The sequence below is a fragment of the Kitasatospora sp. NPDC017646 genome, from assembly GCF_044329365.1.
In the GTDB taxonomy this organism is placed as follows: Bacteria; Actinomycetota; Actinomycetes; order Streptomycetales; family Streptomycetaceae; genus Kitasatospora.
This window is the reverse complement of record NZ_JBIRJC010000030.1, coordinates 65322-81917: the sequence shown is the minus strand read 5'-3', so window position 1 is coordinate 81917 and position 16596 is coordinate 65322. Positions and strand designations below refer to the sequence as shown.

General features: G+C 75.1%; 15 protein-coding genes. 9 read left to right on the top strand and 6 right to left on the bottom strand.

The genetic code is table 11. From position 1 onward, the window contains the following. Positions 1-280: 280 nt before the first annotated feature. Together ACH4J0_RS32345 and ACH4J0_RS32340 are read left to right on the top strand one after the other, a co-directional pair. Complete coding sequence (locus tag ACH4J0_RS32345) at positions 281-1702, top strand: acyl-CoA synthetase (protein ID WP_396244456.1); 1422 nt, start codon at positions 281-283, stop codon at positions 1700-1702. A gap of 328 nt (positions 1703-2030) precedes the next feature. After that, a complete protein-coding gene (locus ACH4J0_RS32340) occupies positions 2031-2963 on the top strand; it encodes a C40 family peptidase (RefSeq protein WP_396244455.1) in 933 nt (310 codons plus the stop codon). A 115-nt stretch (positions 2964-3078) separates the two neighbouring features. Here the strand turns inward: ACH4J0_RS32340 and ACH4J0_RS32335 are convergent, their stop codons facing one another. Continuing rightward, the gene (locus tag ACH4J0_RS32335) at positions 3079-3993 is read right to left on the bottom strand and encodes a PfkB family carbohydrate kinase (RefSeq protein WP_396244454.1); all 915 of its coding nucleotides are present in this window, start codon (positions 3991-3993) and stop codon (positions 3079-3081) included. Between the two features lie 455 nt (positions 3994-4448). Here ACH4J0_RS32335 and ACH4J0_RS32330 point away from each other — a divergent pair, with 455 nt between their 5' ends. Both ACH4J0_RS32330 and ACH4J0_RS32325 read left to right on the top strand, forming a co-directional pair. Beyond that, positions 4449-5516, top strand: a complete 1068-nt coding sequence (locus ACH4J0_RS32330; RefSeq protein ID WP_396244452.1) for an NUDIX domain-containing protein — start codon at positions 4449-4451, stop codon at positions 5514-5516. 154 nt (positions 5517-5670) lie between these two features. Beyond that, a complete protein-coding gene (locus ACH4J0_RS32325) occupies positions 5671-6513 on the top strand; it encodes a DUF4184 family protein (RefSeq protein ID WP_396244451.1) in 843 nt (280 codons plus the stop codon). Here the strand turns inward: ACH4J0_RS32325 and ACH4J0_RS32320 are convergent. Beyond that, complete coding sequence (locus tag ACH4J0_RS32320) at positions 6489-7853, bottom strand: dipeptidase (RefSeq protein ID WP_396244450.1); 1365 nt, start codon at positions 7851-7853, stop codon at positions 6489-6491. The genes ACH4J0_RS32325 and ACH4J0_RS32320 overlap by 25 nt on opposite strands. Positions 7854-8174: 321 nt before the next feature. On the opposite strand from ACH4J0_RS32320, the gene ACH4J0_RS32315 reads away from it, so the two are divergent. Both ACH4J0_RS32315 and ACH4J0_RS32310 read left to right on the top strand, forming a co-directional pair. Further along, a complete protein-coding gene (locus tag ACH4J0_RS32315) occupies positions 8175-9338 on the top strand; it encodes a geranylgeranyl reductase family protein (protein WP_396244464.1) in 1164 nt (387 codons plus the stop codon). A gap of 174 nt (positions 9339-9512) precedes the next feature. Continuing rightward, the gene (locus ACH4J0_RS32310; protein WP_396244448.1) at positions 9513-10436 is read left to right on the top strand and encodes a hypothetical protein; all 924 of its coding nucleotides are present in this window, start codon (positions 9513-9515) and stop codon (positions 10434-10436) included. Between the two features lie 29 nt (positions 10437-10465). Here the strand turns inward: ACH4J0_RS32310 and ACH4J0_RS32305 are convergent, their stop codons facing one another. Both ACH4J0_RS32305 and ACH4J0_RS32300 read right to left on the bottom strand, forming a co-directional pair. Then, complete coding sequence (locus tag ACH4J0_RS32305; RefSeq protein ID WP_396244447.1) at positions 10466-10870, bottom strand: RidA family protein; 405 nt, start codon at positions 10868-10870, stop codon at positions 10466-10468. Positions 10871-10952: 82 nt separating this feature from the next. After that, positions 10953-11750, bottom strand: coding sequence for an ATP-grasp domain-containing protein (locus ACH4J0_RS32300; RefSeq protein ID WP_396244445.1), 798 nt, complete (start codon positions 11748-11750; stop codon positions 10953-10955). 208 nt (positions 11751-11958) lie between these two features. Between ACH4J0_RS32300 and ACH4J0_RS32295 the strand changes: the two genes are divergently transcribed. After that, positions 11959-12732: an enoyl-CoA hydratase family protein gene (locus tag ACH4J0_RS32295; protein ID WP_396244444.1), complete on the top strand. Its 774-nt coding sequence runs from the start codon at positions 11959-11961 to the stop codon at positions 12730-12732. 146 nt (positions 12733-12878) lie between these two features. Here the strand turns inward: ACH4J0_RS32295 and ACH4J0_RS32290 are convergent, their stop codons facing one another. After that, entirely contained in the window at positions 12879-13661 is a 783-nt protein-coding gene (locus ACH4J0_RS32290; protein ID WP_396244442.1) for a maleylpyruvate isomerase family mycothiol-dependent enzyme, read from the bottom strand. A 141-nt stretch (positions 13662-13802) separates the two neighbouring features. On the opposite strand from ACH4J0_RS32290, the gene ACH4J0_RS32285 reads away from it, so the two are divergent. Both ACH4J0_RS32285 and ACH4J0_RS32280 read left to right on the top strand, forming a co-directional pair. After that, the gene (locus ACH4J0_RS32285) at positions 13803-14558 is read left to right on the top strand and encodes an acyltransferase (RefSeq protein WP_396244440.1); all 756 of its coding nucleotides are present in this window, start codon (positions 13803-13805) and stop codon (positions 14556-14558) included. A 119-nt stretch (positions 14559-14677) separates the two neighbouring features. Next, on the top strand, positions 14678-15058 hold the full coding sequence (locus ACH4J0_RS32280) for a peptidoglycan-binding protein (RefSeq protein ID WP_396244439.1): 381 nt from the start codon (positions 14678-14680) through the stop codon (positions 15056-15058). A gap of 66 nt (positions 15059-15124) precedes the next feature. Here ACH4J0_RS32280 and ACH4J0_RS32275 read toward each other — a convergent pair whose 3' ends face one another. Then, complete coding sequence (locus ACH4J0_RS32275) at positions 15125-16447, bottom strand: PucR family transcriptional regulator (RefSeq protein ID WP_396244438.1); 1323 nt, start codon at positions 16445-16447, stop codon at positions 15125-15127. Positions 16448-16596: the final 149 nt, after the last annotated feature.

Here is a 16596-nt window from a genome sequence, read left to right as displayed (position 1 = left end):
GGTGCTCCCGACCAACACCCGGTTGGTGCGGCCCCGCTGGGGGTGAGCCCCGGGGCCGGGGGGGGGGGGGGGGGGGGCGGGGGGGGGGGGGCCCCCCCCCCGCCGGCGTTTCCGCGCTCTCCGGCGTTTCCACGTCGCTTTCCGGCAATTCCGCGCCCTCCGCTGTTTCCCGCCCCGTGCCGGAGCGAGAGCCGGGCCGGCCCGTAGAGTCGGCCCGGCGGCGCCAGGGCACGGGAGCCCGCGGCGCGAACAGAGCGAGGACGAGGGCGAGGACGGAAGCATGGCACTGCTGACGGCACTTCAGGGCCACCACGGCGACGCGGCCGACGCGCTGCGGATCGACGGTCGGGCGCTCTCCCGGGAGGAACTGCTGGGCGCGGCGACCGCGGTGGCCGACCGGGTGGCCGGGGCTCCCGCGCTCGCAGTGCTCGCCCGGCCCACGGTCGAGACGGTCACGGCCGTGGTCGGCGGTCTGCTGGCGGGCGTCCCGGTGGTGCCGCTGCCGCCCGACTCGGGCCCCAAGGAGCGCGAGCACATCCTGCGCGACTCGGGCGCGGCACTGCTGGCGCACGCCGTCGGCGAGTCGGCGCCCGACGGAGCGTCGGTGGCGGCCCTGCCCGTCGATGCCGCCGAGCGCTCGTCGACCACGTACGCCGAGCCGGCCGCCGACGCGACCGGCTTCGTCCTCTACACCTCGGGCACCACCGGTGCGCCCAAGGGCGCCGTGATCCGGCGCGCGGCGATCGCCGCCGACCTGGAGGCCCTCTCCGCCGCCTGGCAGTGGACCGCCGAGGACACCCTCGTCCACGGCCTGCCGCTGTTCCACGTGCACGGCTTGCTGCTCGGCGTGCTCGGCGCCCTGCGCACCGGCAGCCGACTGGTGCACACCGGCCGGCCGACCCCGGAGGGATACGCGGCGGCGGGCGGCAGCCTGTACTTCGGTGTGCCCACCGTCTGGTCCCGGCTGGCGGCGGACCAGGAGGCGGCCGGGCGGCTGGCCTCGGCCCGGCTGCTGGTCTCCGGCAGCGCGCCGCTGCCGGTACCGGTGTTCGAGAAGCTGGCGGCGCTCACCGGGCACGCCCCGATCGAGCGCTACGGGATGACCGAGTCGCTGATCACCGTCAGCACCCGGGCGGACGGCGAGCGGCGCCCCGGCAGCGTCGGGCTGCCGCTGGAAGGGGTGCGCACCCGGCTGGTCGGTGAGGACGGCGAGCCGGTGCCGTACGACGGGGAGAGCGTCGGCGAACTGCAGGTCTGCGGCCCCACGTTGTTCAGCGGCTATCTCAACCGGCCGGACGCCGACGCCGAGGCCTGGACGGCGGACGGCTGGTTCCGCACCGGGGACGTCGCGGTGATCGGGGCGGACGGCTTCCACCGGATCGTCGGCCGTGCCTCGGTGGACCTGATCAAGAGCGGTGGTTACCGGATCGGCGCGGGCGAGGTGGAGGCCGCGCTGCGCGACCACCCGGCGGTCGTCGACGCGGCGGTGGTCGGCGCGCCGGACGAGGACCTCGGACAGGCGATCGTCGCGTACGTCATCGCGGACGGCGCCGTGACGGGGGAACAGCTGACGGCCTTCGTGGCGGAGCGGCTCTCGGTGCACAAGCGCCCGCGTCGGGTCGTCCTGGTGCCCGAACTCCCCAGGAACGCCCTGGGGAAGGTGCTGAAGAAGCAGCTGCTCGCGGAGGCTGCGGGCCGTTGATGACGGGGCGTCGGGGACGCGCGTGGTGACGGGTGTTCACCCTGATGATCCGTCGGCACCCGCCCGGAAACCTTCCTTTGGCGCACTCCACTGCGCGCAGTGAGCGGACGCGTGCCTAACGTGACACGCAGGCAGAACTGAATCCCTGGGCGACGTGCCGCGGCCTCCGGTCGCACGGTCGGAGGCCGCGGCGCGTCGGACGGGGATCTGCCGAGCCGTACGAACCGGCCGTGCCGGGGCGTACCGCGTGTCCGCAGCAGTTTCCGCAGCCGCCCGTTCGGCGGCCGTACGCCACAGGGCGTTCGCAGCAGCGAAGGAAGTCAGCAGGATGACCACCGTCAACACCGGCGCGCCGGATGCCGCCGACGAACCGACCGGGCAGCACGCCCCCGCCATCGACGCCCGTTCCGCCAGCGACGCCCGTCCCGTGCGGGCGGGGCGGATCCGCCGGGGGCTAGGTATGGCGGCCGTGATCGCGGTCGGTGCGGGGGCGATCGGCCTCGGCACCGGCGTGAGCCCCGCGGCGGCCGAGCGGGCGCCGGCGCACGCAGGGTGGGACGGGTCGCGGTACTGGTTCAAGGACAGCCAGGGGCAGTGGCGCTGGACCAGCCACTACAGCGTCTACCTGGCGCGTACCGGCGGGGCGACGTCCTCCTCGAAGTCCACGTCCAGCTCTTCCCCCACGTCGTCGACGACCTCGTCGAAGTCCTCGAACGGCGGGATCAAACAGGGCTGGGACGGCTCCCGGTACTGGTTCAAGAACAGCAAGGGGGAGTGGCGCTGGACCTCCCACTACGACGTCTACCTGCAGCGGACCGGCGGCTCCTCGTCCTCGTCCGGCTCCTCCGGCTCCTCGGGCTCCTCGGGCGGCGCCTCCAACAGCTCGGTGGCGGGGGACCGCAACGTCGAGACCGCGGTGCAGTACGCGCTCGCCCAGCTGGGCAAGCCCTTCCAGACCGCGGGCAACGGGCCCAGCGGGTACGACTGCTCGGGCCTGGTGCAGCAGTCGTTCCGGCGCGGCGGCATCTCCCTGCCGCGGGTCGCCAACGACCAGTACGCGGCGACCACACCGATCAAGGCGAGCCAGCTGCGCCGCGGTGACCTGCTGTTCTGGTCGCCGAACGGGACCGCGCGGGGCATCCAGCACGTGGCGATCTACCTCGGCGACAACCGGTACGTGGAGGCAGCGCGGCCCGGGACGAAGATCCGGATCTCGACGATCAGCAAGGGGTACTACCCGTCGTTCATGGGACGGCCGTAGCGCACCCGTGCGGGGCACCGGGCGTGCGGGCCGGGTGTCCCGCACGCCTGAGGGCGTTCCGGTGAGACGTCGGTCGGTCGGCGGCCGTTCGGTCGGCGGCCGGTGGGCTGTTCGGTCAGAGGTCGGCCGGGCGGGGGAGCGCGCCGCGGGCTCCGAGCGCGGTGACGGCGAAGGCCCCGGCGGCCACGGCCGCGGCCGCCGCCTCGGGCAGGGTCGCGCCGCGGGCGAGCCGGGCGGCGAGCGCGCCGCAGAACACGTCGCCGGCGCCGGTGGTGTCGACCACCCGAACGGCGGGCGCGGGCAGCCGGGTGAGTCCTTCCCCGGTGACGACCAGGGCGCCCTCACCGCCGAGGGTGACCACCGCTCCTTCGGCCGTCCGGGCGAGGGCGTGGGCGGCCTCGGCGGCGGTCGCGGCGCCGGTGAGCTGGCGGGCCTCGACGGTGTTGGCCACCACCAGCGGTCGGCGGCCGGTGGGGCCCGGACCGGGCAGGTCGCCGGCCGGGGCGGTGTTGTGCAGCCAGCGGGTGCCGCCGTTCGGGCCCGCGGTGGGCAGGGCGGCGGCGGTGGCGCGGATGCACTCCGCGGGGACCTCGTTGCTGGTGAGCACGACGTCGACCGGGAGCAGGTGGAGCCGGGCCAGCGTGGCGGTCACCTCCTCCGGGGTCAGCCGGGCGTTGGCGCCGGGGACGACCACGATGCTGTTCTCTCCGGCGGGGTCGACCATGACGATCGCCTGACCGGTGGGCGCATCGGGATCGGTGCGCACGGCGCCCGTCTCGACCTGCGCGCCGTGCAGATCGGCGAGCGCCGCCTCACCGTCGGCGTCGCGCCCGACCTTGGCGACCAGGTGGGTCGCGGCCCCCATCCGGGCCGCCGCCACCGCCTGGTTGGCGCCCTTGCCGCCGAACCCCTGAGTGGCGTCGGCGGCGAGGACGGTCTCGCCGGGCGCGGGGAGCACCGGGCAGCGGAGGATCCGGTCGGTGTTGACCGAGCCGATGACGATGACCCGGCCGGCGGGGAGCAGCTTCATCGTTCCTCTGTACGTGCCGGGGTGCGGGCGGCGCAAGGGGTGCGCGCCGAAGCGGGCGGACGGCGGGTAGGGAGCGCAGTGCGGGCGGAGGACGCCCGGGTCGCGTCCGGGGTCGTGCCCGGTCGTGTTGGGGAGGGGCGTGGGGCGGCGCAGGGGCGGCGCGAGCGGCGTACAGGTGGGGCGCGCGCCGGAAGTCGGCCGGTCCGACTTCCTGTGCGCGAGTGGTGGGCGCCAGGGTGCGGCTTTGATGTCGGCCGGTCCGCATATATCCGTACCGGGCCCGTGGCCTGGGCACATGCCCCTGTCAAGGGGTGGGTCGGGGCGCGCGGGCGGGTGCGGCGAGCAGTTTTGGGGAGCGGCATGGTGCGGGTACCACCACGGGTGGCGCTGGTTCGGCCGACGGGGGCGCTGCCCGGTGCGAACGGCATCGGGGCAAGTCGAGGGCAGGGGACGTTGTGATCGTCTGGGTCAATGGCACATTCGGGGCGGGCAAGACGAGTGCCTGCCGCGAGCTGGTGGAACTGCTGCCCGGGAGCGTGCTCTTCGATCCCGAGCTGGTGGGCTTCGGACTGCGCCGGATGCTCCCGGCCGACCGGCTGGCCACGGTGTCCGACTTCCAGGACCTCGCGGCCTGGCGCCGGCTCGTGCCCGAGACGGCGGCCGCGCTGATCGGCGAGGTCGGCGGCCCGTTGGTGGTGCCGATGACGCTGCTCAGAGAGGACTACCGGGACGAGATCTTCGGCGACCTCGCCGCGCACGGGATCGCGGTGCACCACTTCGTTCTGGACCCAGAAGAAACGATCCTGCGCGACCGCATCGCGCACCGCGAGGAGTGTCCGGGCGACCCGGAGGCCAGCGAGCGGGTCCGTACCTGGTGCTTCGAACACCTGCCCCGCTACCGCGCCGCCCGCCGCTGGCTGGTCGGCGACGCCCGGATGCTCGACACCAGCGCGCTCACCCCGCGGGAGACCGCGCACCGGATAGCCGAGCTGGTCCGGGTCGGCGCCGCGCGCTGCCCGATCGTCCAGGCCCCGGACCCGACCGGGGACACCGTGGCCTCGGCCGTGCTGTTCTTCGACGAGCAGGACCGGGTGCTGCTCGTCGACCCGGTCTACAAGCCGGACTGGGACTTCCCCGGCGGTGTGGTCGAACGCGGCGAGGCACCCACCGATGCCGCCCTGCGCGAGACTGCCGAGGAGCTGGGGCTGCGGCTCGACCCCTCGGTGCTGCGCCTGCTCGCCGTCGACTGGGAGCCGCGCACCGGCCCGCGCCGCGGCGGCCTGCGGCTGATGTACGACGGCGGGCTGCTGGACGACACGGGCCGGCAGAACCTGCTGCTCCAGCAGGAGGAACTGCGCGGCTGCCGGTTCGTCACCCTGGACGAGGCGGCCGACCTGCTGCCGCCGAGCCGCTACCGGCGCCTCGCCGCCGCGCTGGACGCCCGGCGGAGCGGGGAACTGCGGTACCTGGAGGCGGGGTGCCGGGCGGCGCTCGGCCTGGCCAGCACGGCGGACGCCGTGTAGGCGCGGCGGGGCAACGGGGCGGCGGCGCGGGGGAGCCGACGCGGCGGGCCGGGAGTCGCCGACGCGGTTGGGGCGATGGTGCCGGGAGGGCCGGTGCGGCGGAGAGGGCGGCCCTGGTTGGTCGGCCGGGCGGTGGGGGCGTCAGGATGGGGGCATGCCGTTCACGTTGAGCCACCCCGCCGCCGTCCTGCCCCTGTTGCGTGCCGCCGGGGAGCGCGGGCCGTTGGTGGCCTCGGCGTTGGTGGCCGGGTCGATGGCGCCCGACGTGCCGTTCTTCGCCGAGTCGCTGCTGCCCGGGGTGTACGGGCACGGCGGACTGACGCACGCCTGGTGGGCGGTGCCGACGCTGGACGTGGCGATCGCCGGTGCGTTGGTGGCGGGGTGGCACGGGCTGCTGCGGGCGCCGCTGGTGGGGCTGCTGCCCGAGCACTGGGCGGGCGGCGCGGAGAGACTGACGGCCCGGCGGCCCGGTGGCGCGGGCGCGGGCCTTCGGAGCACGGGCGTTCAGGGCGCCGATGCGGCGTGGTTCCTGGCCTCGGCGGCCGTCGGCGCGGCCACCCACGTCGGCTGGGACGCGTTCACCCACGGCGGTCGGCTGGGCGTGCGGCTGCTGCCCGTACTGGACCGGAAGGTGGCCGGCGTCCCGCTCTACGAGGCGCTGCAGTACGGGAGTTCGGCGCTCGCGCTGGCCGCGATGGGCGGCTGGGCGGCGCGCGCGGTACGGGCCGTCGAACCGGTGCGCCCGGCCGTGCGGCTCGCGCCGAGGACCAGGCGGCTGGCCACCGCGGCGCTGGGCGCGGCGACGGCGGCCGGGGTGCTGCACCGGCTGAGCCCGCTGCGGCGCAACCTCGTCCCGGAGGTGTGCTTCGGCGCCGGGGCCGGCCTCGCGGTGGGTGCGGTCGGCTACGCGGCGGTGGTCGCGGCCGCCCGCCGGTGGCGTGGCGGGCGGCCGGGGACCGGTGCGGACTCCCGTCAGCTGGAACGCAGTTCGGCGTAGCGGCGGAGGAACAGGGCCTCGGTGAGGGCCATCCGCTCCAGCTCCTGCGGGTCGACGCTCTCGTTGACGGCGTGGATCTGGGTGGTCGGCTCCTCGACGCCGATCAGCACGATCTCCGCCTGCGGGTAGAGCGCGCGCAGGGTGTTGCAGAGCGGGATCGAGCCGCCCTCGCCGGACGTGACCATCGGGGTGCCGAAGGCCTCGGCCATCGCCTCTCCCATCGCCTCGTAGGCCGGGCCGTCGGTCTCGGCGCGGAACGGGGCGCCGTTGCCCTGACGCTGGATCGTCAGCCGGGCGCCGAGCGGGACCTGCGCCTCGAGGTGGGCGACCAGGGCGTCCTGAGCGGCGTCCGAGCTCATGCCCGGCGGGACGCGCAGGCTGATCAGCGCCTTGGCGGAGGCCTGCACCGAGGAGGTGGCGCCGATCACCGGCGGGGCGTCGATGCCGAGGACCGTGACGGACGGGCGGGCCCAGAGGCGGTCGGCGACCGTGCCGGTGCCGGTCAGGGCGACGCCGTCGACCACCTTGGCGTCGGCGCGGAACTGCTCCTCCGGGTACTGCACGCCCTCCCAGGTCTGGTCGGCGGCCAGCCCGGCGACCGCGACGTCGCCGTTCTCGTCGTGCAGCGAGGCGAGCACCCTGACCAGGGACTGCAGCGCGTCCGGGGCGGCGCCGCCGAAGGCGCCGGAGTGCAGGTTGCCGGCCAGGGTGGTGATCGAGGCCTCGACCACCGTCATGCCGCGCAGCGAGGCGGTCACGGTGGGCAGGCCGGGGGCGAAGTTGCCGGTGTCACCGATCACGATCACGTCGGCGGCGAGCAGCTCGGGGTGGGCCTCGGCGTAGCGCTCCAGGCCACCGGTGCCCTGCTCCTCCGAGCCCTCGACGATGATCTTCAGGCCGACCGGGTAGCCGTCCCCGTACACCTGGCGCAGCGCCCGCAGGGCGGTCAGGTGCATCAGGATGTTGCCCTTGCAGTCGGCGGCGCCGCGCCCGTACCAACGGCCGTCACGCTCGGTCAGTTCGAAGGCGGGGCTGAGCCAGGCGTCCTCGTCGAGCGGGGGCTGGACGTCGTAGTGCGAGTAGAGCAGGACGGTCGGGGCGCCCTCCGGGCCGGGCAGTTCGCCGTAGACGGACTGGGTGCCGTCCGGGGTGTCCAGCAGCTGGATGTTGCCCAGACCCTCGGCGGCGAAGGCGTCGGCGACCCACTGGGCGGCCTTCTGGCACTCCTCGACCGGGAACTGGCGCGGGTCGGCGACCGACGGGAAGGCGACCAGCTCGGCGAGGTCGGTGCGGGCACGGTCCATCAGGGACCGGACGGCGTCGGCCAGAGGCTGTGACATCGGTGCTCCGAGGGGGGACGGGTCCGCCTTGGGGGTGGTACGGGCGGACGCGATCGGTTGGGGTACCGCCGATCATAGGCGGAGCGGTTCGGGAGCTTCGGGGGAGCTTCCGGGTCGGTGGGTGGTGCGGCGTCGGGAGCGGCGCGGGGACGCATAGGATTGCTGGTCGTGACTGACTCCGGAAGCCCTGATTCCCGTAGCCCGCTCGACAGCCCGCTCGACGAGGACGGCCTGGTCGGCGACAGCCCGCTTCTGGGCGAGGACGGCTCGCTCCCCGGCGAGGAGAGCCCGCTCGACGAGGCGCCGCAGCCGCAGGACGGCATCTGGGACGTCGTAGTGGTCGGCGCCGGACCGGCCGGGGCCTCGGCCGCGTACGCCGCCGCCGCGCAGGGCCGCCGGGTGCTGCTGCTCGACAAGGCCGAACACCCCCGTTACAAGACCTGCGGCGGTGGCATCATCGGCCCCTCCCGGGACAGTCTGCCGCCGAACTTCGAACTGCCGTTGCAGGACCGGGTGTCCGCCGTCACCTTCGCCTACGACGGCCGGTACACCCGGACGCGCCGGGCCCGGCGGATGCTGTTCGGGCTGGTCAACCGGGACGAGTTCGACCTGCGCCTGGTGCAGGCGGCGAAGCAGGCCGGGGCGGTGCTGGTCACCGGGGTGACCGTCACCGGGGTCGAGCAGCGCGGGGGCGAGCACCGGACGGCGCTGGTGACGGCGGCCGACGGGCGCAGCTTCGAGGCCCGTGCGGTGGTCGGAGCGGACGGCAGCGCCAGCCGGATCGCCCGGCACGTGGGCGTCACCTTCGACCAGATCGACCTCGGCCTGGAGGCCGAGATCCCGGTGCCGCCCCAGGTCGCGGCCGACTGGTCGGGCCGGATCCACCTCGACTGGGGTCCGCTGCCCGGCAGTTACGGCTGGGTGTTCCCGAAGACCGAGACCAGCAGCCTGACCGTGGGCGTCATCTCGGCGCGCGGCGACGGCGAGCGGACCAAGCAGTACCTCGCCGACTACATCCGGCGGCTGGGCCTGTCCGGCTTCGCCCCGCAGGTCGAGTCCGGGCACCTGACCCGCTGCCGGGCCGAGGACTCGCCGCTCTCCCGCGGCCGGGTGCTGGTCGCCGGGGACGCGGCCGGGCTGTTGGAGCCGTGGACCCGCGAGGGCATCTCGTACGCGCTGCGCTCGGGCCGACTGGCCGGCGAGTGGGCCGTGCGGGTCGCGGAGGCGGGCGCCGCGGCGTCGGTGCGGCGCGAGGCGCTGAACTACGCGTTCGCGGTCAAGGCCGGGCTGGGCGTGGAGATGCGCGCGGGCAAGCAGCTGCTGGGTGCCTTCGAGCGGCGGCCCTACCTGTTCCACGCGGCGGTCTGCCTGGTGCCGGCGGCGTGGCGGGCCTTCGCCCGGACCACCCAGGGGCACACCACCTTCGCGCAGTTGCTGCGGCAGAACCGGGCGGCGCGCAAGCTGATGGCGATGGCCGCGCGGTAGCGGGTCCCGGTTCCGGTGGATCGGGCGGGCAGCGGCTGCCCGTTCGGCAGGAAGGTCTGCTCCAGTTCGCTGCGCAGCAGCTCCGGCGGAAGGCCGCGGACAGCGGCGAGCTCGGTGCGGAACTCGGGGGCCGGCGAGGAGGGTCGCGGTGTCAGGAAGTCGGGGATCCAATGGTTGTCGGCGACGAGCGACAGCAGCAGTCGGGAGTCCAAGCACTCGAACGAGGGCCGGAGTTGCTCGAAGGCCCGGCTCTGGAGCCGGTACACGCCCGGGTGGGTCCACATCCGGGCGATCCCGGCCGACGCGGTCTCGTACGTGGCCGTCGCGTTCCTGCTCCACCGCCTGCCCGCGGCCGGGGCCGGCGCGGCTGGGTTCGCGGCCGGGGCCGGCGCGGATGGGTTCGGGAACGAGTCGGGCGCGGCGAACGAGTCCGGTACGGCGAGGCCCTCGGACCCAGCCGGCCAGGGTGTCCGGCAGGGCCGCCGGCGCAACCCGGCGCTGCGCGACGGCCCGTTCCTGGTGGTGACGGCGCTGTGCTCCGTGCTCGGGCTGCAGTTCGCCGTCCTGGAGGTGGGTGTCCCGCTGTGGATCGTGCAGCAGGCCGACGCGCCGCGGATCACCGTCTCCGGGGGCCTGATCGTCAACACCCTGATGGTGATCGCCTTGCAGGTACGGGCCACCCGGGGCACCGAGGAGCGGACGGCCGCCGCCCGGGCGTGCCGTCGCGCCGGACTGGTGCTCGCCGCCTCATGTGTGGTCATCGCCCTCGCGCACGGACTGCCCGGGTTCCTCGCCGCCGTGGTGGTGCTCGTCGGGATCGCACTGCAGTCGCTCGCCGAGGTGATGGGCCAGGCGGGCGGCTGGGCGCTGAGCTACGACCTCGCGGGCGAGGGCGAACACGGCGCGTACCAGGGCGTGTTCAACGCGGGCACGGCGGCCGCGCTGATGGCGGGCCCGGCTGTGGTGAGCACCGCGGTGATCGGCTTCGGGCTGGCAGGATGGGCCGTTCTGGGGGCGGTGCTGGCGGCGGCGTGCCTGGCGATGGGGCCCGCCGTCCGGTGGGCCGGACGGCGGGACGCACGGCTGCGGGCCGCGTGACGCGGCCCGCCCCTGGTGCCGAGCCGCGACTACTCCTGGACGATCGCCGTCGCCTCGATCTCGATCAGCACGTCCGGCCGGAACAGCGCCGCCACCTGCAGCGCGGAGACGGCCGGGAGCGGCAGGTCGCCCAGGTACTCGTCCCTGGCCTCCCGGATGGCCGGGAGGTGGGCGATGTCGGTCATGAAGAAGGTGAACTTGACGACGTCGGAGAAGTCGGCCCCGGCGGCGGCCAGGCAGCGGCGCAGGTTCTCGAAGACCTGGCGGGCCTGGGCCTTCGGGTCACCCGCGCCGACCAGGTTCCGGTGCTCGTCGAAGGCGACCTGCCCGGAGACCTGGACCAGCCGGCCGCTGCCGGTGACGACCTGGGTGTAGCCGGTCCCGGGGGCGACGCCGGGCGGCTCGGTGATGTGGGTGAGGTGCTTGGTGGTCATGGCGCACGATCGTGCGCCATCGCCTGCCGGCGCCGCAAGCGATGACGCCGCTCGGTCTGCCCGGCGCCCCCGACCGGGGCGATCAGCGCACCACTTCGGGCAGTTCGCGCAGGAACGGACGGTCGATGGCGGGCAGTTGGGCGGCCGGTCCGGAGGAGCGCAGCACCACGTCCAGGACGCCCTGCGGCTCGGCGGCGTAACCCCCGCTGGCCCAGGCCGCGTTGGCCTCCACCACCGCCCAGCCGTCGTCCGTCGGTCCGACGTCCACGACCACCGCGCTCGGCAGTGGGGCGTGGGTGGCCGAGGCGACCAGCACGTCACGGGCGAACGCCGACGCCTCGAAGCCGTCCCGGTCGAGCGGCGCCACGGACAGGTCGCCGTCCACCGCGTAGCGCGAACCTGCCCGCACCGTGCCGTCCAGGACGAACAGCCGGTACTCCGTGCGGAACCGCACCACCTCGCTCACCAGCACCGGCGTGTCGCCGTCCAGCAGTTCGGGACCGGGCAGCGCGCCGCCGTGGGGATACACCCGGGCGGCGAACAGCTTGTCCGCCGGGGGCTTCACGAAGGCGGGGCCGCGCAGCGTCCGGGCCTCGGCCAGCGTGGTCGCGGACACCCGGCGGCCGGTCAGCGCGAGCGGCAGCCGGGCCAGCCAGTCCTCGGCCGGCTCCAGCAGGGCGAGGCCGAGCTCCCGGCCGACCGCGTCGGCGAACAGCGGCCCCCCGTACACGTGCACCGCCGCGCCGAGCAGTTCGCGCGGCGCCCGCCAGGAGGCGGCGGTGAGCGCCCGCAGGCCGCGCAGCCCGGCGGCGGTGCGCAGCTGGAGGCCGGTCTCGTTGATGCGCGGGGCGAGCAGCAGGACCGGGGTGTCAGTGGCCATGGCGCCCATGCTGCCGGGCGCAGCACGGCCGCGACCAGCGGTTTTCCGCCCGGACACCGGACGTACCGGGCGGCTCCGGCCGGCCGGGCCGCGGTTGGCTCTGGCAGAGGGGCGGGTGGGCGTGCCAGAGTCGTGGGGGCGCGGTCCGGGCACCCCGGACCGCGCCCGCAGTCCGACCCACCCTCAGCCGGAAGGCAGACCCACGCCGATGACCAGCGCAGAGCCCCTCGTCCGCGTCACCACCGCCGACGCCGTCACCACGCTCACCCTCGACTCGCCGCACAACCGCAACGCGCTCTCCTCCCGCCTGATGTCCGAGCTGCACGCCGGACTGGCGGTGGCCTCGGCGAACCGGGACGTCCGCGCGGTGGTGCTCACCCACACCGGCAAGGTGTTCTGCGCGGGTGCGGACCTCTCCGAGGCGACCGGCGCGGACCCGACGGTGGGTCCGCGCGGCCTGGTCGAACTGCAGAAGGCGATCGTGGACTGCACCAAGCCGGTGATCGCCGTGGTCGACGGGCACGCCCGGGCCGGCGGCCTCGGTCTGATCGGCGCGGCGGACCTCGCTGTCGCCGGACCGGCCGCGACCTTCGCCTTCACCGAGGTCCGGCTCGGCCTCGCGCCCGCCGTCATCTCGCTGCCGCTGCGCCCCAAGCTGGAGCCGCGCGCCGCCGCCCGCTACTACCTCACCGGCGAGGTCTTCGATGCCGCCGAGGCGGCCCGGATCGGTCTGATCACCCAGGCCGCCGAGTCCACCGAGTCCACCGGAGTGGTGCTGAAGGGCCTGCTGGACGCGCTGCGCCAGGGCTCGCCGCAGGGGCTGGCGGAGTCGAAGCGGCTGGCCAACGCCGAGGTGGCGCGGTCCTTCCAGCGGGACGCGGACGAGCTGGTGCAGCTGTCGGCGCGGCTGTTCGGGTCGGCGGAGGCGCAGGAGGGGATGCGGGCGTTCCTGGAGAAGCGGCCGGCTGCCTGGGTGCGCTGAACCTGCCGCCCGGGCGCGCTGAACCGGCTGCCGTCCGGCTGTCGCCAGGCCCGGGCGGCGGCTGGGCGGCGGATGGACGGCGGCCGGGACGGCGGGTGGCTCGTGGCCGGCCCGCCCGGCCGATGACCTGGCAGGCCGGCGCCGGGTCAGCGGACCGCCGCGTTGTCCCGCCAGAGGTCGAGCAGGGCGCGGTCGCCGCTGAGCTCGAGCTGCCCGGTCTGCGCCCCCCGTTCGTTCTGCTCGACCGTCAGCCGGTTCCAGAGCAGCAGGTAGAGCTCCCGGGCCGGACCGGTGATGGTCAGGTCGGCCGGCTCGGGGAACTCCTCGCTGGTGACGGCGAGCGGCTCGCGGGAGACGGTCAGGCGCCAGGAGCCCGAGCCGTCTGTCGCCCGGATCCGGACGGTGCGCGGACTGTCGCTGTGCACCTTCGCCCGGCCGCGGGCCATGAAGCCGCGCAGCAGCTCGTCGATGCCGTCCAGGGCGAGCGCGGTGTCCACGGCCGGGCCCGGTGAGCCGGCCGCCGCGTCGGCGTCGAAGCGGTGGACGGCGGTCTCGTGCGCCTGGCGCCGGGCCCAGAAGGCCAGCGGGCTGGGCGCGGGCAGGAAGCTCCAGCACTCGATGTCGGCCGGGGCCTGCGACAACGTCGTCACCAGCGCGGCGTGGCCTTCGCGGAACCACTCGAGCAGCGCGGCGTCCGAGGGATCCGGGCCGATGACGGCCTGTCGACCGGCCTCGTCCAGCACCGCCCCCAGCCCCTGCGACGGGTAGGCGGCGGCCCAGCGATGGACCTGGCCCACGTGCCGCACCAGGTCGCCGAGCCGCCAGTCCGGGCAGGTCGGGACGGGGGCGGTGAGGTCGGTGCGGGCGGCGGCGTCGGCCAGCAGGGTGCCCTCGCGGCGCAGCGCGTCGATGTGCTCGGAGATCTCCATGGGGGGAGTCTTCCACCACGGTCCGACAGTGGTGGCGGCCTTCGGACGGCCGTGGGGCTGGTGCCGGCGGGGCCGGTGGGACGGGTGTGACGTCGGCCTCCCGGCGGACGGGCGGACCCTACGGGCCGGTAACGTGAGCGCATGCCGATAACCCGTTCCCTCCTCTCCGCCGTTCGGGCCGGTGGCCGCCGGGCCGCCGGACGCCTCGTCCACGGGGGCTGGCGCTGGATGCAGCGGACCGGCGCGGTCACCAACCGGAACCCGGGCCCCTACCGGTTCGGCGAGCTGGGCGACGGCACGACCCTCGCCTTCCCGCTCGGGGCGGTGTTCAACGAGCAGTGGATCACCATCGGGCCGTTCTCGATCATCGGCGAGCGGGTCACCATCAGCGCGGGCTTCCTGCCCGGGCTCGACCTCGGCCCGGAGCCGATCGTGCGGATCGGCGGCGGCTGCGTGATCGGCCGGGACAGCCACATCGTCGGCCACCAGTCGATCGTCATCGGCGACGACGTCTGGACCGGTCCCGGGGTGTACGTCAGCGACCAGACACACGAGTACCGCGACACCGAGCTGCCGATCGGCAAGCAGTGGCCGCGCAACGAGCCGGTGGAGATCGGCGCGGGCAGCTGGATCGGCACCGGCGCCGTGATCATGCCGGGGGCTCGGATCGGTCGCAACGTGGTGGTCGCAGCGGGTGCGGTGGTGCGCGGGGAGGTGCCCGACCACAGCGTGGTCGCCGGGGCCCCGGCCAAGGTGGTCCGCCGCTGGACCGAGGAGGAGGGCTGGCAGCCGCCGCTGCGCCACGAGCCGCCCCGGCCGGTGCCGGACGGGGTGACGGCGGAGCAGCTGCGCGCCCTGGTCGGGTGGGACCTGCGGTTGCCCGGGGAGCAGGGCTGAGCATCGTTTTGTCGGTCCTTTAGGTAGCTGCTCCCGTTTGCTGACGGTACGTCGGCTATGGTGCCGCTTGTTCGAATCTCATCCAGCAATTCCACGGAACCGACCAACGGGGGACTCTCATGCGCAACCGTCTCGCACCCAACCGTCTCGCGGGCGGCCTCATCACCGCCGGAATCGTGCTGGCTGCCGGGATCGTGACCGCGCCGGCCGCTTCGGCGCAGACCTCGCAGTACTGCGGCTACACCAGCTCCGAGCCCACGCTCAGCTACGGCTCCAGCGGGAATGCCGTGAAGCAGCTCCAGTGCGAGCTCAATCACGTCGTGTACTCGCCCGATGCGAGCGCACCGCTGGACGTGGACGGGGTCTGGGGCGACGCGACCGACGCGGCCGTCGCGAAGTTCCAGCGGTGCACCGGCCTCTACCAGGACACCGTCGTCGGTCCGCAGACGTGGTCCAAGCTGGACCAGTGGGTGGTCACCCGCGGCTGGATCGGTTGCTGATTCCGGCTGACAGTGGCACCCGCGCCCTTCGGCGCGGGTGCTCCTCTGCGTGGCCGTCCCGGGCGACTACCGGGCTGGTGGCGCCGCTTCGGCGGTCCGTGCGGCGATGGCGGCGGCGATCCGCAGGACGTCGGCCGGGCGGGCCGGATCCAGGCCGGTGAGGACGGCGATCCGGCGCAGCCGGTAGTCGACGGTGTTCGGGTGCAGGTGCAGGGCGCTCGCGGTGTGACGGCGGTTGAGGCCGCCGGCCAGGTGGGTGCGCAGGGTGGTGAGCAACTCCCCGCCGTCGGCGAGCGGTTCGAGCAGTGCGGCGAGCCGGGAGCGGGCCCGGCTGGGCCGGGTCAACTGGTACTCCAGCAGTACGTCGTCCAGTCGGTGCAATCCGGGCGGGCGGCCGAACGCCCTGGCCACGTCCAGGACTTCGTACGCGAGCGCGGCGGCCCCGGGCACCTCGGCCGGTACCGCGGTGGCGGCTCCGGCCAGTACGGGTACTCCGGCGGCGCGGGCCGCGGCGGCGAGGGCGGCGGCGAGCTGGGGCCACATGCCCTCTGAGGCCACGCCGCGGGACGGATCGGCCGACAGGTCCGGCGGAGCGTCCAGCGGGACGAGCACCAGCCCGCCCGACGGGGTGAGCGCCGTGAGCGCCGACTGCCGGGCCTGGTGGTCGAGTTCGGCTCCGAAGCGGCGGAGCTTGCGGCGGGCGGCGATGCCCGGGTCGACGCCGGGGGAGTGCTCGTCCGGGTGGTCGGCGAGGGAGAGGCAGAGCACGGCGTAGCCGGGCGGTAGCTCCGTCCCGGCCCGGGTGGCGGCCTCCTCGGCGGGGGTGCCGGCGAGCAGCGCGGTGAGCAGGGACTGCCGGGCGGTGGAGCGTCGGTCGCCGGCCGAGCGCTGCCCGTCCAGGTAGCCGGCGCCGGCCGCCGTGGCGGCGCGGCGGAGCTGGTCGAGCAGCAGGCGGTTGAGCAGCAGCAGGTCGGCGGCGTCGCCGGCGTGGGCGTCCCGGGTGAGGAACTCCCAGCAGACCTCCAGTCCGAGGTGGTGGGCGAGCAGTACGGCGTCCAGCGGCAGGCCCTCCTCGGCGCGGCGCGCGGCGGCCTCCCGTACGGCGGTGAACTCCTCGGCGGGGGCCGGGAGTCCGGTGCGGACGGTGTGGGCGAGGGCGCGGATACGGCGCTCGGTGTCCCGGGTGAGCTCGCCGGTGAGCTGCTCGCGGGGGAGACGGCGGTAGACCGGCACGCGGTCGAGCAGGACGGCGACCACGCCGGTGGCCAACTCGCGGGCGCCGCCCAGGAGCCGCTGGTCGGCGGGGAGGCCGCCGATCACCGGGACGCGCCACGGGGTGGGGTGGTCGGCCGCATCCGTGGGGGAGCCGGCCGGGCGGTTCGTGGGCACTGCTGAGGGCCGGGTCGTGGGGGTGCAGTGGGGTGCGTTGTGACCGGTCACAGAGAACACCGTCCAGGTCTGGGGAACGCCCAAGGGCCGGGCCGGAGGGGCGACCGCATCATTGAGCCACTCGGGTTACCTGTTGGTAACAAACTTCT

Bases quoted from the DNA above. Each gene is read 5' to 3' on its own strand.
- ACH4J0_RS32345 (WP_396244456.1), top strand. From the start codon at position 281: ATGGCACTGCTGACGGCACTTCAGGGCCACCACGGCGACGCGGCCGAC.
- ACH4J0_RS32340 (WP_396244455.1), top strand. From the start codon at position 2,031: ATGACCACCGTCAACACCGGCGCGCCGGATGCCGCCGACGAACCGACC.
- ACH4J0_RS32335 (WP_396244454.1), bottom strand. From the start codon at position 3,993: ATGAAGCTGCTCCCCGCCGGCCGGGTCATCGTCATCGGCTCGGTCAAC.
- ACH4J0_RS32325 (WP_396244451.1), top strand. From the start codon at position 5,671: ATGCCGTTCACGTTGAGCCACCCCGCCGCCGTCCTGCCCCTGTTGCGT.
- ACH4J0_RS32320 (WP_396244450.1), bottom strand. From the start codon at position 7,853: ATGTCACAGCCTCTGGCCGACGCCGTCCGGTCCCTGATGGACCGTGCC.
- ACH4J0_RS32305 (WP_396244447.1), bottom strand. From the start codon at position 10,870: ATGACCACCAAGCACCTCACCCACATCACCGAGCCGCCCGGCGTCGCC.
- ACH4J0_RS32300 (WP_396244445.1), bottom strand. From the start codon at position 11,750: ATGGCCACTGACACCCCGGTCCTGCTGCTCGCCCCGCGCATCAACGAG.
- ACH4J0_RS32295 (WP_396244444.1), top strand. From the start codon at position 11,959: ATGACCAGCGCAGAGCCCCTCGTCCGCGTCACCACCGCCGACGCCGTC.
- ACH4J0_RS32290 (WP_396244442.1), bottom strand. From the start codon at position 13,661: ATGGAGATCTCCGAGCACATCGACGCGCTGCGCCGCGAGGGCACCCTG.
- ACH4J0_RS32285 (WP_396244440.1), top strand. From the start codon at position 13,803: ATGCCGATAACCCGTTCCCTCCTCTCCGCCGTTCGGGCCGGTGGCCGC.
- ACH4J0_RS32280 (WP_396244439.1), top strand. From the start codon at position 14,678: ATGCGCAACCGTCTCGCACCCAACCGTCTCGCGGGCGGCCTCATCACC.